16 protein-coding genes are annotated in these 17,298 nt (G+C 69.7%); 5 read left to right on the forward strand and 11 right to left on the reverse strand.

The genetic code is table 11. From position 1 onward, the window contains the following. Nucleotides 1-51: 51 nt before the first annotated feature. From NI17_RS23720 to NI17_RS23745, 6 genes are all read right to left on the reverse strand, one after another. Nucleotides 52-855: an RNA polymerase sigma factor SigF gene (locus tag NI17_RS23720; protein ID WP_084012329.1), complete on the reverse strand. Its 804-nt coding sequence runs from the start codon at nucleotides 853-855 to the stop codon at nucleotides 52-54. After that, nucleotides 852-1,277 (reverse strand): ATP-binding protein, encoded by a 426-nt coding sequence (locus NI17_RS23725; RefSeq protein WP_068687572.1) that lies wholly within the window; start codon nucleotides 1,275-1,277, stop codon nucleotides 852-854. Before NI17_RS23725 ends, NI17_RS23720 begins: the two co-directional genes overlap by 4 nt. 143 nt (nucleotides 1,278-1,420) lie before the next feature. Next, nucleotides 1,421-1,903, reverse strand: a complete 483-nt coding sequence (locus tag NI17_RS23730) for a GNAT family N-acetyltransferase (RefSeq protein ID WP_068687930.1) — start codon at nucleotides 1,901-1,903, stop codon at nucleotides 1,421-1,423. Nucleotides 1,904-2,014: 111 nt separating this feature from the next. Further along, nucleotides 2,015-2,803: an amino acid ABC transporter ATP-binding protein gene (locus NI17_RS23735; RefSeq protein ID WP_068687573.1), complete on the reverse strand. Its 789-nt coding sequence runs from the start codon at nucleotides 2,801-2,803 to the stop codon at nucleotides 2,015-2,017. Between the two features lie 10 nt (nucleotides 2,804-2,813). Next, the gene (locus tag NI17_RS23740) at nucleotides 2,814-3,779 is read right to left on the reverse strand and encodes an amino acid ABC transporter permease (protein ID WP_068687574.1); all 966 of its coding nucleotides are present in this window, start codon (nucleotides 3,777-3,779) and stop codon (nucleotides 2,814-2,816) included. 9 nt (nucleotides 3,780-3,788) lie between these two features. Next, nucleotides 3,789-4,676 (reverse strand): ABC transporter substrate-binding protein, encoded by an 888-nt coding sequence (locus tag NI17_RS23745; protein ID WP_068687931.1) that lies wholly within the window; start codon nucleotides 4,674-4,676, stop codon nucleotides 3,789-3,791. A 434-nt stretch (nucleotides 4,677-5,110) separates the two neighbouring features. On the opposite strand from NI17_RS23745, the gene NI17_RS23750 reads away from it, so the two are divergent. Next, the gene (locus NI17_RS23750) at nucleotides 5,111-6,289 is read left to right on the forward strand and encodes an NAD(P)-dependent malic enzyme (protein ID WP_068687575.1); all 1,179 of its coding nucleotides are present in this window, start codon (nucleotides 5,111-5,113) and stop codon (nucleotides 6,287-6,289) included. 125 nt (nucleotides 6,290-6,414) lie between these two features. On the opposite strand, the gene NI17_RS23755 is transcribed toward NI17_RS23750, so the two are convergent. The 5 genes from NI17_RS23755 to NI17_RS23775 all read right to left on the reverse strand — a co-directional run bounded on the left by NI17_RS23755 (nucleotide 6,415) and on the right by NI17_RS23775 (nucleotide 13,234). Beyond that, nucleotides 6,415-7,314 (reverse strand): helix-turn-helix domain-containing protein, encoded by a 900-nt coding sequence (locus NI17_RS23755; RefSeq protein ID WP_068687576.1) that lies wholly within the window; start codon nucleotides 7,312-7,314, stop codon nucleotides 6,415-6,417. 126 nt (nucleotides 7,315-7,440) lie between these two features. Next, on the reverse strand, nucleotides 7,441-8,286 hold the full coding sequence (locus tag NI17_RS23760; protein WP_068687577.1) for a PadR family transcriptional regulator: 846 nt from the start codon (nucleotides 8,284-8,286) through the stop codon (nucleotides 7,441-7,443). After that, nucleotides 8,283-9,137, reverse strand: coding sequence for a DUF4097 family beta strand repeat-containing protein (locus tag NI17_RS23765; protein WP_068687578.1), 855 nt, complete (start codon nucleotides 9,135-9,137; stop codon nucleotides 8,283-8,285). The genes NI17_RS23760 and NI17_RS23765 overlap by 4 nt, the downstream gene beginning before the upstream one ends. Nucleotides 9,138-9,349: 212 nt before the next feature. Next, nucleotides 9,350-9,523, reverse strand: coding sequence for a DUF6104 family protein (locus NI17_RS23770; protein ID WP_170163068.1), 174 nt, complete (start codon nucleotides 9,521-9,523; stop codon nucleotides 9,350-9,352). Between the two features lie 12 nt (nucleotides 9,524-9,535). Next, a complete protein-coding gene (locus NI17_RS23775; protein WP_119268006.1) occupies nucleotides 9,536-13,234 on the reverse strand; it encodes a multifunctional oxoglutarate decarboxylase/oxoglutarate dehydrogenase thiamine pyrophosphate-binding subunit/dihydrolipoyllysine-residue succinyltransferase subunit in 3,699 nt (1,232 codons plus the stop codon). Nucleotides 13,235-13,836: 602 nt separating this feature from the next. Here NI17_RS23775 and NI17_RS23780 point away from each other — a divergent pair. From NI17_RS23780 to NI17_RS23795, 4 genes are all read left to right on the forward strand, one after another. After that, on the forward strand, nucleotides 13,837-14,706 hold the full coding sequence (locus NI17_RS23780; protein ID WP_068687579.1) for an SDR family oxidoreductase: 870 nt from the start codon (nucleotides 13,837-13,839) through the stop codon (nucleotides 14,704-14,706). 168 nt (nucleotides 14,707-14,874) lie between these two features. Further along, nucleotides 14,875-15,279 carry a BlaI/MecI/CopY family transcriptional regulator gene (locus tag NI17_RS23785; protein ID WP_199859883.1) on the forward strand — a complete coding sequence of 135 codons (405 nt, stop codon included), beginning with the start codon at nucleotides 14,875-14,877 and terminating at the stop codon, nucleotides 15,277-15,279. An 84-nt stretch (nucleotides 15,280-15,363) separates the two neighbouring features. Then, a complete protein-coding gene (locus tag NI17_RS23790) occupies nucleotides 15,364-16,539 on the forward strand; it encodes a pyridoxal phosphate-dependent aminotransferase (protein ID WP_199859884.1) in 1,176 nt (391 codons plus the stop codon). A gap of 77 nt (nucleotides 16,540-16,616) precedes the next feature. Next, the gene (locus NI17_RS23795) at nucleotides 16,617-17,273 is read left to right on the forward strand and encodes a class I SAM-dependent methyltransferase (protein ID WP_369975116.1); all 657 of its coding nucleotides are present in this window, start codon (nucleotides 16,617-16,619) and stop codon (nucleotides 17,271-17,273) included. The last annotated feature ends 25 nt before the right edge of the window (nucleotides 17,274-17,298 follow it).

Here is a 17,298-nt window from a genome sequence, read left to right on the forward strand (position 1 = left end):
AAGCCCGCGCCACGGACCGATCGCGGGCCGCGACGCGGGCGGGCAGAAGCGTCACTCGTCCGTGGTGAGTGCCTGACGCAGTTGGGCGAGGGTGCGCGCCAGCAGGCGGGACACGTGCATCTGCGAGATACCGAGCTCCGCGGCGATCTGCGACTGGGTCATGTTGCCGAAGAAGCGCAGCAGCAGGATGCGCTTCTCACGCGGCGGCAACTGCTCCAGAAGCGGTTTGAGCGACTCCCGGTACTCCACCCCCTCCAGGGACTCGTCCACGATGCCCAGCGAGTCGGCGACCGCGGGCGCGTCCTCGTCACCGTTGTCGGGTGCGTCGAGGGACACGGTGGAGTAGGCGTTGGCCGACTCCAGACCCTCGAGCACCTCCTCCTCGGTCATCTTGAGGTACTCGGCGAGTTCGGCGACCGTGGGCGCGCGGCCCTGTCGCTGGGACAGTTCACTGACGGCCTTGGTCAGCGAGAGCTTGAGCTCCTGGAGACGGCGCGGAACCCGCACCGCCCAGCCCTTGTCCCGGAAGTGCCGCTTGATCTCACCGACGATGGTCGGAGTGGCGTAGGTGGAGAACTCCACCCCGCGGTTCAGGTCGAAGCGGTCGATGGACTTGATCAGCCCGATCGTGGCCACCTGGGTGAGGTCGTCGAGCCACTCGCCCCGGTTGCGGAACCGCCTGGCGAGATACTCCACCAGTGGAAGATGCAGTTCGACGAGTTCGTCCCGGATGCGCTGGCGCTCCGGAGAGTCCGGGTCGAGTTCCCCCAGACGTTCGAACAGCTCCCGCGCACGGGCCCGGTCAGGCGTTGAATGCTCCGTTTGCGCCGTCAGAGCGGGCCCCCTTTCACTCACGCCGACTCCACCGGGTCGCGGCGTTTGTGCAGGACGATGGATACCCGGTCATCGGAGCCGACAACGGCGTCGACGTCACCGGCCAACGCCGAGAGTACGGTCCAGGCGAAGGTGTCACGCGCCGGTGGTCGGCCGTCCGCGGTCAGCACCGAAACGCTGATGCGCATCCCGTCCCCGGTGAGTTCGAACTCCGTGGTCAGATCTGTACCGGGCAGCGCCTGGGTGAGGAGCATCGCGCAGGCCTCGTCCACACCGATGCGCAGGTCCTCGATCTCGTCCAGGGTGAAGTCGAGGCGGGCGGCGAGCCCTGCCGTGGCCGTGCGCAGCACGGACAGGTAGGCGCTGTCGGCGGGCATGCGGACCGTCACCGCATCCCTCACGCCCATGGCATCCGCCGTCGGTACAGCGGTGTCTTCGGTCACGTCCCTCCTTCGGGAAGCGAGATTGCCGCTTGTAAGCAATCTATCTTGTTCCCCCCGGGTACGTGACAAGTGCGCGCTGATCCGTGTTCCCCACAGCGTGTGAACAGTGCGGACGACCCGTCCGGTGCGCCGCTTCCGTCGTCCTATCCGCCGAGTTCGGCAAGGGCCCGCCCGTCGAGGCGGTAGACGGTCCACTCGTCCATGGCGACCGCGCCGAGGGCCCGGTAGAACTCGATGGACGGGGTGTTCCAGTCCAGCACCGACCACTCCAGGCGCGTGTACCCCCGCTCCACGCAGACCCGGGCCAGCTCGGTCAGCAGAGCCCTGCCGTAGCCGAGCCCCCGGAACTCGGGGCGCACGTAGAGGTCCTCGAGGTAGATGCCGTGGCGTCCGGTCCAGGTGGAGAAGTTGCGGAACCACAGGGCCATGCCCGCGACCACGGTGGAGCCGTTCTCGGCGGTGTGCTCGGCGACGTGCGCGAAGACCGCGGGATGGGCGCCGAACAGCGCGGTGGCGAGATCCTCCTCGGTGGCCGTCGCGGCCTCCGGCTCCCTCTCGTACTCCGCCAGATCGCGGACCAGGCGAGTGATGACGGGGACGTCCTCGGGACGGGCGGGACGGATCACGGCGGACCTCACTGGGGACGCGGAAGGGGACGGCTGCCGGTCCACGCTAGCCCGACACCGGACGGGCCGCGGTCGCGGGGCGGCGTGAGGAGCCCCGCGACCGCGGCCCGCTCACAGCACCTTGGACAGAAACGCCCTGGTCCGCTCGTGCTGCGGGGAGCCGAGGACGTCCTCGGGAGTGCCGCGTTCGACCACGACGCCGCCGTCCATGAAGACGAGCGTGTCGCCGACCTCGCGGGCGAAACCCATCTCGTGCGTCACCACGAGCATGGTCATCCCGCCTTCGGCCAGGTCCTTCATCACGTCCAGGACCTCGCCGACCAGTTCGGGGTCGAGCGCGCTGGTGGGCTCGTCGAACAGCATGAGCGACGGGTTCATCGCCAGCGCCCGGGCGATCGCCACCCGCTGCTGCTGTCCGCCGGACAACTGCTCCGGGTACGAGGCGGCCTTGTCGGCCAGGCCGACCCGCTCCAGCAGCCCCATCGCGGTCTCCCTGGCCTCGCCCCTGGGCACCCGCTTGACCTGGACCGGCGCCTCCATCACGTTGGCCAGCACCGACATGTGCGGAAACAGGTTGAACCGCTGGAACACCATGCCGATCTCCCGGCGCTGCGCGGCCACCTCCGACTCGCGTAGTTCGTGGAGCCTGCCGCCCTTCTGTCGGTATCCCATCAACTGGCCGTTCACCCACAGGCGGCCGGCGTTGATCTTCTCCAGGTGGTTGACACAGCGCAGGAAGGTGGACTTGCCCGAGCCGGACGGTCCGATCACGCAGCACACCTCGCCGCGCCGCACCTCCAGGTCGATGCCGCGCAGCACGTGGAGCCGGCCGTAGTGCTTGTGGACGTTGTCGGCCACCACCATGCGGTCGTCACCGGGGGGAACACTCTCTGCGACCATCGAACGCGCCTCAATTCCTGCCTTGGACCCGCAACAGCTTCACCCCGGCCCGCGCCCGGCGGTCACCCCTGGTGAAGGAGCGCTCCAGCAGGTGCTGGCCGGCCATGAACACGCTGGTGATCGCCAGGTACCAGAGGCACGCGGCGACCAGCATCGGGAACGGGTCGTAGGTGCGGTTGCCGATGGCCTGCAACTGGAACCACAGTTCCGTGGTGAGCGGTACGTAGGCGACCAGGGACGTGTCCTTGAGCATCGCCGTCGTCTCGTTGCCGGTCGGCGGCACGATCACCCGCAGCGCCTGGGGCAGCGTGATCCGGCGCAGCACCGTGAACCTGCGCATGCCCAGCGCCTGGGCGGCCTCGGTCTGTCCGGGGTCCACCGACTGCAGGCCCGCCCGCACGATCTCGGCCATGTAGGCGCCCTCGGACAGCGCCAGCGCCAGCAGTGCCGCGACGAAGGGGGTGAGCAGGTCACGGGTGTCGAAGGAGAAGAACCTGGCGTCTGTCTGCAGGCCCAGCAGCGGCATCCAGTAGTGGTCGAACGGCAGGCCGAGGTCGATGCGGTTGTAGAGCACGCCCAGGTTGCCGAAGAGCACACACAGCACCAGGCGGGGCACCGCCCGGAAGAACCAGGTGTACAGCCAGCCGACCCCGGACAGCACCGGGTTGCCGGACAGCCGCATGACCGCGACGACGATGCCGATCAGGACGCCGATGAGCATCGCCAGCACGGTCAGGACGAGCGTGGTGCGCACCCCGAGCAGCACCGGCTCGGAGAACATGTTCTCCACCATGAACGGCCAGTTGAACACCTCGTTGGTGACCAGCATGTGCACGAACATGGCGGCGAGCACCAGGACGGCCCCGGCGGCGACCCAGCGGCCGGGGTGACGGACCGGTACCGCCCTGATGACGTCGGGGGAACCCGTCCCGGGCGGGGAGACCGCCACCCGGGGCGGGCTGGTTTCCGCGTTCACGACAGACCGCTACTCCACGTCCGGGTTGACTTCGGGGGTCTCGATGCCGCCGCCCTGGATGCCCCACTCGGCGAGGATCTCGTCGTAGGTGCCGTCCTCCATGACGGCGGCGAAACCGGCCCGGATCACCTCGGCCAGTTCGGTGTCCTCCTTGGGAACCACCACGCCGTAGGGCGCGGCCTCGTACTGCTCCCCGTAGGTCTCCAGTTCCTGGCCGGTCTGCTCGATCGCGTAGGCGGCCACCGGGAGGTCGGCCAGGCTGGCGTCGCTCTGCCCGGACACCACCGACGAGGTCGCCTGGGTCTGGCTCTCGAACTGCTGGATCTCGATGGGCTCCTTGCCCTCTTCGACGCACCTGTCGTTGCGCGCCTGGATGTCGTCCACCTGGATGGTTCCGACCTGCACCGCGATCCGCTTGCCGCAGGCGTCGTCGGGGTCGACGCCCTCGGGGTTGCCCGCGAGGCCGAACCACTGGGTGCCCACGACGAGGTAGCTCACCATGGTCACGTTCTCCAGCCGCTCGGCGGTGATCGTGAACGAGGAGACCCCGACGTCGTACTTGCCGGAGTCCACCCCGGTGATGATGGAGTCGAACGGAGCGGACTGCCAGTCGGTCTCCAGCCCGAGCTTGCCCGCGACGGCGTCGAACAGTTCCACGTCGAAGCCGATGACGGTCTGGCCGTCGGTGTCGAGGAACTCGGCGGGCGGGTACTCGCTGTCCACACCGATGGTGATGACGCCGTCCTCCGCGATCTCGTCGGGGACCATCGCGGCGAGCTCCTCGTCGACCGCGACGGCCGGCGCGTCCTCGGGCTCGGCGGCCTCCTCCTCGGCACCGCCCCCGCAGGCGCTCAGGGCCAGCACGGCCGCCACCGGCAACACCGCCAGGTGGGGCAGGCGCCTGCGGGAAACGGGGTGCTCCGGGGCCTCGGCTGCCTCAGACCCCGTCGGGGGCCACAGGTCCTTCACGTCGGTTTCCTCCTTTGAGGTGGACCGGCTGTCGGTGAGCCGGTTCGTCGCATGCGAGAGCTTGTTGGGCTCCTCGCGTGAAATCTCATGTTGTGGTCGACAGTCAGCATCGTCGCCCTCCGGGCATGGGACTGCGGTCACTGTTGTGAGATGATTGGATAACGGGTCACCCCCCGTACCGCTGGCAGCGCTTCCGTACAACCGCTGCGGAGAGTCAGGAAGCCGCAACCGGTCTCAGCCGACCGGTGTGGACAGTTCCCAACACCGCACACCCGACCCTCTCCGCTCGCTGCTTCCCACCGCACAGTCGTTCCCCCCTCGAAGCCGAGGGGACGCGCACGGATTCACTGAGGGGTTTTCACGTGACCAGCGATCACCATTCCCGGCTCGACGCCGATCCCGCGTTCGCTCTGCACCGCGGCGGCAAGCTGGAAGTCCACTCGACCGTCGAGGTCAACGACCACGAGGGCCTGGCCCTGGCCTACACGCCGGGCGTGGCACGGGTCTGCAGCGCCATCGCCGACCACCCGGAGCTGGTGGACGCCTACACCTGGAAGAGCAAGGTCGTCGCTGTGGTCACCGACGGCACCGCCGTGCTGGGGTTGGGGGACATCGGCCCCGAGGCCTCCCTGCCCGTGATGGAGGGCAAGTCGCTGCTGTTCAAGCAGTTCGCCGGAGTCGACTCGGTGCCGATCGCGCTGGCCTGCACCGACGTCGACGAGGTGGTCGAGACGGTGGCCCGCATGGCACCGTCCTTCGGTGGGATCAACCTGGAGGACATCTCCGCTCCCCGCTGCTTCGAGATCGAGCGGCGGCTGCGGGAACGCCTCGACATCCCGGTCTTCCACGACGACCAGCACGGCACCGCCATCGTGGCGCTGGCCGCGCTGCGCAACGCGGCCCGGGTGACCGGACGGGAGCTCGGCGACCTGCGGGCCGTCGTGTCCGGGGCCGGAGCGTCGGGCATCGCGGTCTCGCGCATGCTGATCAAGGGCGGTATCGGCGACATCGCGGTGGCCGACAGCAAGGGCATCATCTACGGGGGGCGGGCGGGCCTCAACGAGCACAAGGCCGCGCTCGCCGCCGTCAGCAACAGGGCCGGGCTCCAGGGCTCCATCGAGTCCGCGCTGGCCGGAGCCGACGTGTTCGTCGGCCTGTCCGCGGGCGAGGTGCCCGAGGAGGTCGTCGCCACGATGGCCGACAACGCCATCATCTGCGCCATGGCCAACCCCAACCCCGAGGTCCACCCCGACGTCGCCCGCAAGTACGCGGCGGTCGTGGCCACCGGGCGCAGCGACTTCCCCAACCAGATCAACAACGTGCTGGCGTTCCCGGGTGTCTTCCGCGGCGCCATGGAGGTGCGCGCCACGGACATCACCGAGAACATGAAGCTCGCGGCGGCCAACGCACTGGCCGACCTGGTCGGCGACGACCTCGCGCCCGACTACATCATTCCCAGTCCGTTCGACGAGCGGGTCGTCCCGGCGGTCTCCTCGGCCGTCGCCGACCAGGCCCGCGAGGACGGGGTCGCCCGGGCGTGACCGGATCGACGCGGTGAGGCGGTCGGCCCGGAACGGGATCTCCCGTTCCGGGCCGACCACTGTCACGGGTGGAACACGGTCGGATCACGGTACGGAGAAGGCGGGCTGCCCGCCGCCGCGCCCCGTCACTCCTCCGGATCGGGGGGCGGGGCCAGCGCCCGCATCCGCTCCTCGCGCTCGGTCAGCAGGAGCCGCGTCTCCACCGGATGCAGCGCGGCGGTGCGCAGGTGCTCGAAGGCGACCGTGTAGGTCCGCACCTCCTTGGCCTTCTCGATGTAGAGGCTGCTGGTCAAGTTCTCCAGGTGCACCAGGCGCGGCGCGTAGACCTCGGGCTCGCTGAACTCCAGGATGTCGAACGCGCCGTCCAGTCCGGGGTGCGCGCCCCGGCCGAACGGCAGGATCTGCAGGGTGATGTGCGGCAGTTCGCTCATCCGGATGAGGTGCCGCAACTGGTCGGCCATGGTCGTCGGGTCGCCGACGACGCGGTGGACGGTCGCCTCGTCCAGTACCATCCACACGTTCGGCGGGTCCTCCCGGGCCAGGATCTCCTGGCGGCGCATCCGCAGCTCCACCCGGCGGCTGATCTCGTGCGGTTCGACCGGTGCGGGGTGCGCCTCCAGCAGGGCCTGGGCGTACTCCCTGGTCTGGAAGAGTCCGGGAACCAGTTGCCCGTGGTAGAACCGCAGCGCGCACGCCTCCGGTTCCAGGCCGAGGTAGACGTCGAACCGCTCCGGGATCACGTCGCCGTACACGTGCCACCAGCCGCGGCGGCGTGACTCGCGGGCGAGCAGGACCAGCGCCTGGCGGATTCCGGGATCGTCGACCCCGTACAGTTCCAGCAGGTCCCGGATGTCGTCGGAGTTGCTCGACACCTGGCCGCGTTCGATCCGGGAGAGTTTGCTGCCCGACCACGACATCCGCGCGGCGGCCTCCTCCCCGGTGAAACCGGCCTTCTCCCGCAGGCGGCGCAGCTCCACACCCAGACGGCGCCGCCGAGCGGTGGGACTGTTGTAGCCAGCGGCCACCACGATCTCCTTCTCGCCGGGACATCTCGGGGACCAGAAAAGGCTAGTACACAGCGGGAGGAGAAAGATCAACACGGCCCCGGCCCCCTCCCCGGGGCCGAGGCGTTCGGGAGACGGCCCCGGGGGTCAGCCCTTCGGGCTGCCCGGACCGCTGTCGTCCTTCGGCGGGGCGGCCTTCTCGGTCTCCTCCTCGGGGCGCTTCGCGGTGGATTCCGGGGGGCCCCAGTGGGCGGCGTCCCGGCGGATGACCTCCAGGGTCTCGTCCAGGATGCGGCGCAGGTCGCTGACCGCGGCCTCGCTGACGGTGCCCGCCTCGCGGGCGACGTCGCGGACCCGGTCGGCGAAGTCGCGCAGCGTCCGCTCGAAGTCGGTGCACGCGCCGCGTTCCGTCGCTCCCCGGACCCGGGTGCCCCAGCTGAAGCCGTGGGCGAACTTCTCCCACTCGCGGTTCCACCGGAAGCCGTGCTCGCGCTCGCCCGCCCGCCCGCGGGCGTGCCCGCCGGTTTCGGCGCCCTCGGTGGCGGCCTTTCCCCACACGTCCTCGGCGCCCGCCTCTTCGGTCTTCTCCTGCCGGGACCGGTCACGCCGGGTGGCCCGGGCCGCCACCTTCAGCTCCTCCCGCAGGTGGCTGATGGTGTCGCGGACGTCGCGCTGCACCGCCTGGGCGATGTCGCGCACCGACTCGGTGATCTCCCGCTCCAGGTCGTCGAGGTCCCGGCCGCGGTCGCGCAGTTCGGCGCGGCCCTTGTCGGTGAGCCGGTAGACCTTGCGCCCGTCGACCTCCTCGTGGGTGACCAGGCCCTCCTCCTCCAGACGGGCGAGCCGGGGGTAGATGGTGCCGGGCGAGGGGGAGTAGACGCCGAGGAAGCGGTCCCGCAGCAGGCTGATGATCTCGTAGCCGTGCCGGGGGCTCTCGTCCAGCAGTTTCAGCAGGTACAGGCGGAGTCGGCCATGGCCGAAGATGGTGCTCATGCGTCCCCCCTCGGGATCGCGGCCGGGGCGTCGGCCTCCCTGCGCAGCAGCGAGACGGCGCCGGACACGGTGGTCGTGGTGATGGTGGCGGGGTCGACCCCGGTACCGATCTTGCCGCTCAGCCGGCTGAGACCTCGGAGGTTCTGCCGGTCCAGGCTGAACGCCGAGTCCAGGGCGCCGGTGGCCGACCGCAGTTCGACGGTGGCCGAGGTGTCGGTGGGCACCCGCAGGGCCACCGTCCCGGAGACGGAGTTCAGGGCGGCCCGGGCGGCCGGGGCCAGGTCGACGTCGGCGAGCAGCTCCCCCGACGCGGTCGTGCCGGACAGGTCGGAGAACCGGCCTCCGGCCACCTCCAGGTCACCGCTGACGCTCTTGAAGGAGAGTCTGCCGGTGAGGTTGCGGGCTTCGAGGTCACCGGAGACGGTGTTGACCTCCATCTCGCCGCCCACGCCGTCCAGGGTGACGTCTCCGGAGGCACTGCGCAGCTGGGTCTTGGCGGTCAGCCCGGCGGCCACGATCGGCGCCGTGGCGGAGGTGACCTCGACCGGGCAGTCGTGTGGGACGCGGATGCTGACGGTCGCGCTCCGCTTCGGCAGGTCGCGGTAGCTGTTCAACTGGACCGGTCGGAGCCGGTCCAGCAGGCCGCCGCGGGTCAGGTCCGCGTAGGTGACGGTGAGGATTCCGGCCTCGTGGGAGACCAGGAGCGGCTCGCCCGAGATCTCGGAGATCTCGAAGGTCACCGGGTCGTCTGTGGGCAGGATGTTGACGTGGCCGCCGATGATACGCACGCGCAGGGCCACGATTCCGTCGAGTGTGCGCGTGGTCGGCTGGTCGATGGTCCAACGTGCCATCGCGGTCCCCTTCTGATAAGCGACTCTGACAACAAGATATGTCGCGATGGCGGCAGTCTCAAGATATGTCGTGAGATATCAGGGAAGACCCCCACCTCGGTCCGGGGTGCCCCTACCCCGATCGGGGGGCGGATGCCCTCCGACCCCGCACACGCGGGAGGCCCCCGGCCGTTTCCGGCCGGGGGCCTCCCGGAAGCCACGGAGTCCGGGCGCTACTCGTCGTCATCGTCGCGGGCCAACCAGGTGGCCAGCCGATCGACAGCGGTCTCGAACTCCGGGTGCAGGTCGGTGAAGGTCCGCAACTGCTCGGCGAGCCACGCCAGGGTGACCTCCTCCTCGCCGCGGCGCTTCTCCAGCTCCTCGATTCCGCGATCGGTGTAGTACATCGGCGTCCTGCCTCAGTCGGTCGGCGGGAAGACCGTGTTCACCAGGGCCTGCTGCTCCAACTCGTGCCGCTTGGCCGAGCCCGCGGCAGGGGAGGAGCTCGCCGAACGCGACACCCGGGTGAACGGGCGGTCCAACTGCTCGGAGAAGACCAGCGCGACGAACGGCCACGGTCCCATGTTCGCCGGCTCCTCCTGCACCCACAGGACCTCACCCGCGTTGGGGAAGGCCTTGAGCTGCTGGCGGATCTCGTCGATCGGCAGCGGGTAGAGCCGCTCCACCCGGATGATCGCGGTGTGGGTGTCCCCGGTGCTCCTCCGGGCGGCGTCGAGGTCGTAGTAGACCTTGCCGGAGCACAGCACCACACGCCGCACGTCGTTCGGCGCGATGCCGCTGGTGTCGGGGATGAGCGGCTGGAACGCCCCGGAGGTGAACTCCGAGGTGGCCGAGACGGCCGCCTTGTGCCGCAGCATCGACTTGGGCGTGAACACAACCAGCGGGCGCCGGTACGGCGACTTCACCTGCCAGCGCAGCAGGTGGAAGTAGTTCGCCGGGGTGGTGGGCAGCGCGACCGTCATGTTCTCCTGCGCGCACAGCTGCAGGAAGCGCTCGATGCGCCCGGAGGAGTGGTCGGGGCCCTGGCCCTCGTAGCCGTGGGGCAGCAGCAGGGTGACGCTGGAGCGCTGTCCCCACTTCTGCTCACCCGAACTGATGTACTCGTCGATGACGGTCTGGGCGCCGTTGACGAAGTCGCCGAACTGCGCCTCCCAGGCCACCAGGGCGTCGGGGCGCTCCACCGAGTAGCCGTATTCGAAGCCCAGCGCCGCGTACTCGCTCAGCAGCGAGTCGTGCACGTAGAACTTCGAGGTTCCCCGGTCGAACTTCTTGAGCGGGGTGTGCTCCGCTCCGGTATCGCGGTCGACCAGGACGGCGTGGCGCTGGCCGAAGGTGCCGCGTCGGCTGTCCTGGCCGACCAGGCGCACCGGGTGGCCGTCGATCAGCAGCGAGCCGAACGCCAGCGTCTCGCCGAGCGCCCAGTCGATCTTGTCCTCCTCGACCATCCGGGCGCGGCGCTGCAGTTGGGGTAGCAGCCTCGGGTGCGGGGTGAAGCCCTCGGGCAGCGAGACCTGGGTCTCCACCACCCGCTTGACGACCTCGTCGGTGATCGCCGTCCCGGTGGCGGAGTGGTCGATCCGGCCCTCGTCGAACACCTCGGGCTTGATCACCGATCCCGGTTCGACCGGCTTCTTGGCGGCCTCACGGGTCTCGGTGAAGGCGCGTTCCAACTGCTGCTGGTAGTCGCGCAGCGCCTGCTCGGCCTCCTCGACCGAGATGTCGCCGCGGCCGATCAGCGCCTCGGTGTACAGCTTGCGGGTGGACCGCTTGGCGTCGATCACGTCGTACATCAGCGGCTGGGTGAACGAGGGGTTGTCGGCCTCGTTGTGCCCGCGGCGCCGGTAGCAGACCAGATCGATGACGACGTCCTTGTTGAACGCCTGCCGGTAGGCGAAGGCCAGTTGCGCCACCCGGACCACGGCCTCGGGGTCGTCCCCGTTGACGTGGAAGATCGGCGCCTGCACCATGCGGGCCACGTCGGTGGCGTAGACGCTGGAGCGGCTGTCCTTGGGCGAGGTGGTGAAACCCACCTGGTTGTTGACGATGATGTGCACGGTGCCGCCGGTGCGGTATCCGCGCAACTGCGACAGGTTCAGGGTCTCGGCCACCACGCCCTGCCCGGCGAACGCGGCGTCGCCGTGGATCAGGACCGGCAGCACGGTGAAGCCGTTGGCGCCCTTGTTGAGGACGTCCTGCTTGGCGCGCACGATGCCCTCGGCGACCGGGTCGACGGTCTCCAGGTGGCTGGGGTTGGCGGCCAGCGTGATCGCGATCTTCTCGCCCTCGGGCGTGGTGAACGTGCCCTCGGTGCCGAGGTGGTACTTGACGTCGCCCGAGCCGTGCGCGCTGCGCGGGTCGAGGTTGCCCTCGAACTCACCGAAGATCTGCGCGTAGGACTTGCCGCAGATGTTGGCCAGCACGTTCAGGCGGCCCCGGTGGGCCATGCCGATGACGACCTCGTCCAGTTGGGCCTTGGCGGCCTTGGAGATCACCCCGTCCAGCAGCGGGATCAGCGACTCGCCGCCTTCGAGGGAGAAGCGCTTCTGACCCACGTACTTGGTCTGCAGGAAGGTCTCGAAGGCCTCGGCGCTGTTGAGGCGGCGCAGGATGTGCAACTGCTCCTCGCGGCCGATCTTCTCGGGCTCGCGTTCGACGCGGGCCTGGATCCACTCCCGCTCCTCGGGGCTCTGGATGTGCATGTACTCGATACCCACCGTGCGGCAGTAGGTGTCGCGCAACACGCCCAGGATGTCGCGGAGCTTCATGACCGGCTTGCCGCCGAACCCGCCGGTCGGGAACTCGCGGTCCAGGTCCCACAGGGTGAGGCCGTGTTCCAGGACGTCGAGGTCGGGGTGGCGGCGCTGCTTGTACTCCAGCGGGTCGGTGTTGGCCATCAGGTGCCCGCGCACGCGGTAGGCGTGGATGAGCTCCTGGACCCGGGTGGCCTTGTCGAGCTGGCTGTCCCGGTTGACCGAGATGTCCTGCACCCACCGCACGGGCTCGTAGGGGATGCGCAGGGACTCGAAGATCTCGTCGTAGAAGCCGTCCTCGCCCAGCAGCAACTGGTGGATGGTGCGGAGGAACTCACCCGACTGCGCACCCTGGATGATGCGGTGGTCGTAGGTGGAGGTCAGCGTCATGACCTTGCTGATGGCGAGCTGGTTCAGGGTCTCGGGGGAGGCGCCCTGGAACTCGGCCGGGTACTCCATGGAGCCCACGCCCAGGATGGTTCCCTGGCCGGGCATCAGCCGCGGAACCGAGTGCACGGTGCCGATGCCGCCCGGGTTGGTGAGGCTGATGGTGGTGCCCTGGAAGTCCGCCACGCCCAGCTTGTTGTTGCGGGCCTTGCGGACGACCTCCTCGTAGGCGCTCCAGAACTCCTTGAAGTTCATGGTCTCGGCGGCCTTGATGCTCGGCACCACCAGTTGCCGGGAGCCGTCCGGTCTGGCCAGGTCGATCGCCAGGCCGAAGTTGACGTGCTCGGGCTTGGCCACGGCGGGCTTGCCGTCGATCTCGGTGTAGGAGTAGTTCATCACCGGGACCGACTCGAGCGCCTTGACCATGGCGTAGCCGATGAGGTGGGTGAAGGAGACCTTGCCGCCCCGTCCGCGCCGCAGGTGGTTGTTGATCACGATGCGGTTGTCGAACAGCAGCTTCACCGGGACCGACCGCACGCTCGTGGCGGTGGGCAGGGTGAGACTGGACTCCATGTTGGCGGCGGTGCGCGCGGACGCGCCGCGCAGCCGCTCCTCGGACACCGCGAGTGCGTCCCCGGCGCCGTCCCCGGACTTCGCGGGGGCGGCGGGCTTGCTCGCGGCGGCAGGTCGGGCAGCGGGAGAGCTCTTCGACGCGCCCGCGGTGGTGTCCGCCTTCGCAGCCGGGGCCGGGGCCGCGCTGCGGGCGCCGCCGTCGGACCTGGTGTCCTTGGCGGGGGAGGTTGCCCCGTTGGTGGCGGAGCCGGACCTGTAGTCCGCGAAGAAGTTCCACCATGCCTTGTCAACGGAGTTGGGGTCGGCGAGGTACTTTCTGTGAAGCTCGTCGACCAGCCACTCGTTCGGGCCGAAATCTGTCAGGGGTTGAGATGCCTCAGACGACACGGCGGAGATCGCCCTCTTCCGCAGCTCGCTTGTGAATTGTCGGAGAGACGGGCGGTCAGCGAATGTGGCTGTACTACGTGTTTGACCGCACCAGGACACGCCCAGCGGACCGTCTCGGGTAACAGGCTACTTTGCCAGAGAGTCCGGTGGAGCCTCCAGCAGGGTGCCACGCTGGGATATACCTAACATTTATTCACAAATCAAGGACAGTCGCAGTGAGGTTCACTGGTGTGCCCCGGCTTCGAGTGGGCGAGGTGACGCTCTGTGCAGCATCCCCGTCTCCGGTTCAGGCTAATCCTGTGACATGCTTCACATTTGTGCACAGGGGGGAAACGCCTCGAGCGGCGACCCGCGGAGAAGGGGGTGCGGAAGGGCGGTGGGCCGGGGCCGCGGGAGCCGACCCGGCGCCCCGCCGTGTCGAAACCGTGTCCCCGAAGCGACCCCGCCGGGCGCGGACCGGGTATTGACTTTCCCCTGCCCCCTGGGCGGTCGACCGCCGACCGTCCACGAAACCCACGGGGAGCGCACGATTCGGAAGGGGACCGGGTTCCCGTCCCCGAGCCCGGGGACCCCCTCCCCGGCGTCTCGTTGAGGAGGAAGCAATGGGCGAGCTGCGGTTCGACGGAAGGGTCGCCGTCATCACCGGGGCCGGACACGGACTGGGCCGTTCCCACGCCCTCGGATTCGCCGCACGCGGGGCCAGGGTGGTGGTCAACGACCTCGAAGAACCGGCAGCCGCCGCGGTGGCGGAGCGCATCCGCGCGCACGGCGGAAGCGCGCTGACCCACACCGGGGACATCTCCACCGAGGAGGGCGCGCAGTCGCTGGTCGACGCGGCCAACGACACCTTCGGTCGGGTGGACGTGATCGTCAACAACGCGGGAATCCTGCGCGACAGGTCCTTCAAGAACATCTCCACCCGGGAATGGGACGAGGTGTTGGCCGTCCACCTGCGCGGCGCCTTCCTGGTCTCCCGCGCGGCCTTCGAGCACCTGCGGGAGCACGGCTACGGCCGGATCGTCAACACCACCTCGCCCTCGGGGCTGTTCGGCAACTTCGGGCAGAGCAACTACTCGGCCGCCAAGATGGGCGTCGTCGGGCTCACCAAGACGCTGGCGATCGAGGGTGCCAAGTACGACATCAACGTCAACGCCGTCGCGCCCATCGCCTACACCCGGATGACCGAGGACCTCTTCCCCGCGGACGCCGCCGCCGTCCTCAGCCCCGAGAAGGTCACCCCCCTGGTGCTGTGGCTGGCGCACGAGGACTGCCCCACCACCGGCGAGGTCTACTCGGTGGGCGGCGGCCGGATCGCCCGCGTGTTCGTGGCGGAGGGCCCCGGAGTGGTGCTGGAGCACACCACCGCCGAGGAGATCCAGGACAACTGGCCCGACGTCAACGCCGAGCGCCCCTACGTCATTCCGCGCAACCTGGGGGAGCAGACCGAGATCCACATCCGGGGGCTGCTCTGAGAACCGCGGCCCGACAGCCGTCGGAGGTGCGAAAACGAGTTCGCGGTTCCCGAAAACGCGGCACGGCTCACCACCGTGGCGGTGGAAACGGCTGTTCTGTCCAGAGAAGGGCACGGATCGGTTCGTCAGACCGCGTTTCGCCGTGTCCGAACCGTCCCCGCTCCTAGCATGCTGCCCTGGAGGTGGGGAAAGGTGAAGGTAAGGGAGTTCGGCGAGTTGGAGGCCGCCATCATGGACGCCCTGTGGTCCGCTGACCGCGCGCTCGCGGTCCGTGAGATCCGCGAGACCATGACCTACGACCGCGACGTCGCCTACACCACGGTCATGACCGTGGCGAACATCCTGTTCAACAAGGGGATGCTGCACCGGGAGAAGGTGGGCAGGGCATGGCGGTACCGGCCGCGGGAGAGCCGCGAGGAACACACCGCCCGGGTCATGAGCGAGGTGCTCAGCGGTGGAGGGGACCGCGGGGCGACCATGGTCCGGCTCATCGAGCGCTTCAGCGACGAGGAGATGTCCCGCCTGCACGAGGCGCTCGCCGAGATCCGGCTGCGCAGGGGGATCGCCTCGTGACCGGAACGCGGTAGACCGGCAGCGCCGCACGGGACGGCGGCTCCGCACCCGGGCCCGCGGGAGGGGACGGATTAGGGTGGGGCCGTGGACGAACCTGTGGTGAAGCGGATGAGAGGCTTCGGCGAGACCATCTTCGCCGAGATGACCCGGCTGGCCAACGAGGCCGGCGCCATCAACCTGGGGCAGGGCTTCCCCGACACCGACGGGCCACGGTCCCTGCTGGAGGACGCGGCCCGCCGACTCCGGGAGGGCGTCAACCAGTACCCTCCGGGCCCCGGGCGGATCGAACTGCGCGCCGCGGTCGCCGCCGACCGCGGGGAGCGCTACGGCCTGGAGCACGACCCCGAGACCGAGGTGTACGTCACCGTCGGAGCCACCGCCGGGATCGCCGCGAGCGTGCTGGCGCTGGTCGAGCCGGGCGACGAGGTCGTGCTGTTCGAGCCGATGTACGACTCCTACTCCGCCGTCATCGCGCTCGCCCAGGGGGTGCGCCGCCCGGTGACGCTGCGGCCGTCCGCCGACGACGCGAGGTACACGTTCGACCCCGAGGAACTGGCCGCGGCGATCACCCCCCGGACCCGGATGGTCATCGTCAACACCCCGCACAACCCCACGGGGACCGTGTTCACCCCCGAGGAGCTGGCGCTGGTCGCGCGACTGTGCCGGGAGAACGACGTCATCGCGCTCACCGACGAGGTCTACGAGCACCTGACCTTCGACGGGGTGGCGCACGTGCCGCTGGCCACGCTCCCCGGCATGGCCGAGCGCACGCTCAGCGTCTCCTCGGCGGGCAAGACCTTCTCCGTCACCGGGTGGAAGGTGGGGTGGGTCACGGGCCCGGCGCCCCTGGTGAACGCGGTGCGCACCGTCAACCAGTTCCTGACCTTCTCGGCCAACGGCGCGCAGCAGCTCGCCGTCGCCGACGCGCTGCGCGGTGAGAGGGACTGGGTGCGCGCCCAGCGCGACGCCCTCCAGGCGAAACGCGACCGGTTGGCCGCAGGGTTGGCCGCCGCGGGATTCGGGGTGGGGCGCGCCCAGGGCGCCTACTTCCTCATGGCCGACATCCGTCCGCTCGGCCACGACGACGGCGCGGTGCTGGCCCGCTCCCTGATCCACCGGGCCGGAGTCGCGGCGGTGCCCGCCCAGGTCTTCTACGCCGACGAGCGGGAGGGCCGCCACCTCGTCCGCTTCGCCTTCTGCAAGAGGGACGAGGTGCTGGACGAGGCAGCCGCCCGGCTGCGCTCCCTCGGAGGCCGATAGCGTACGCGGTCGGACGAGGACCGGCACGACCCACCGACCAGGTGTAACCGGAGGCGAGGACACCCGTGAGCACGCCCATGCCCGAAGACCTGCTGCGCGTGGCCGAGAGCGCCAGGGGCTTCATGCCGACCGACGAGGGGCTCGCCCTGTACGAGACCGCGCTGGCCTACGCGCCGCTGGGACCGGTGCTGGAGATCGGGACCTACTGCGGCAAGTCCACCGTGTTCCTGGGCGCGGCCGTCCGGGAGGTCGGCGGCGTCGTCGTCACCGTGGACCACCACCACGGCTCCGAGGAGCACCAGATCGGCTGGGAGTACCACGACCCGTCCCTGGTCAACCCCGCGACCGGGCGGCTCGACACCGTGGGCGCGTTCCGGGAGACCATGGCGGCCGCCGACCTGGAGGACCGGGTCGTCGCGGTGGTGGGCCGTTCCGCGGAGGTGGCCCGCCTGTGGAACACCCCCCTGGGGATGCTCTTCATCGACGGCGGCCACACCGAGGAGGCCGCCCAGGCCGACTACGCCGGTTGGAGTCCGCACGTGCGGGTCGGCGGAGCCCTGGTCATCCACGACGTGTTCCCCGACCCGGCCGACGGCGGACGCCCGCCCTACAACATCTACCGCCGCGCCCTGGACTCCGGCGAGTTCGTCGAGGAGCGGGCGCGGGGCTCGCTGCGGGTGCTGCGGCGGAGCCGCCGGGAGGACGGCCGGGCAACGACAGCGGGACGGTTGTAAGACGGTTCTGTTACAGAGGGCCGGT

Origin of the sequence: Thermobifida halotolerans, assembly GCF_003574835.2 — a bacterium.
Classification (GTDB): Bacteria; Actinomycetota; Actinomycetes; order Streptosporangiales; family Streptosporangiaceae; genus Thermobifida; species Thermobifida halotolerans.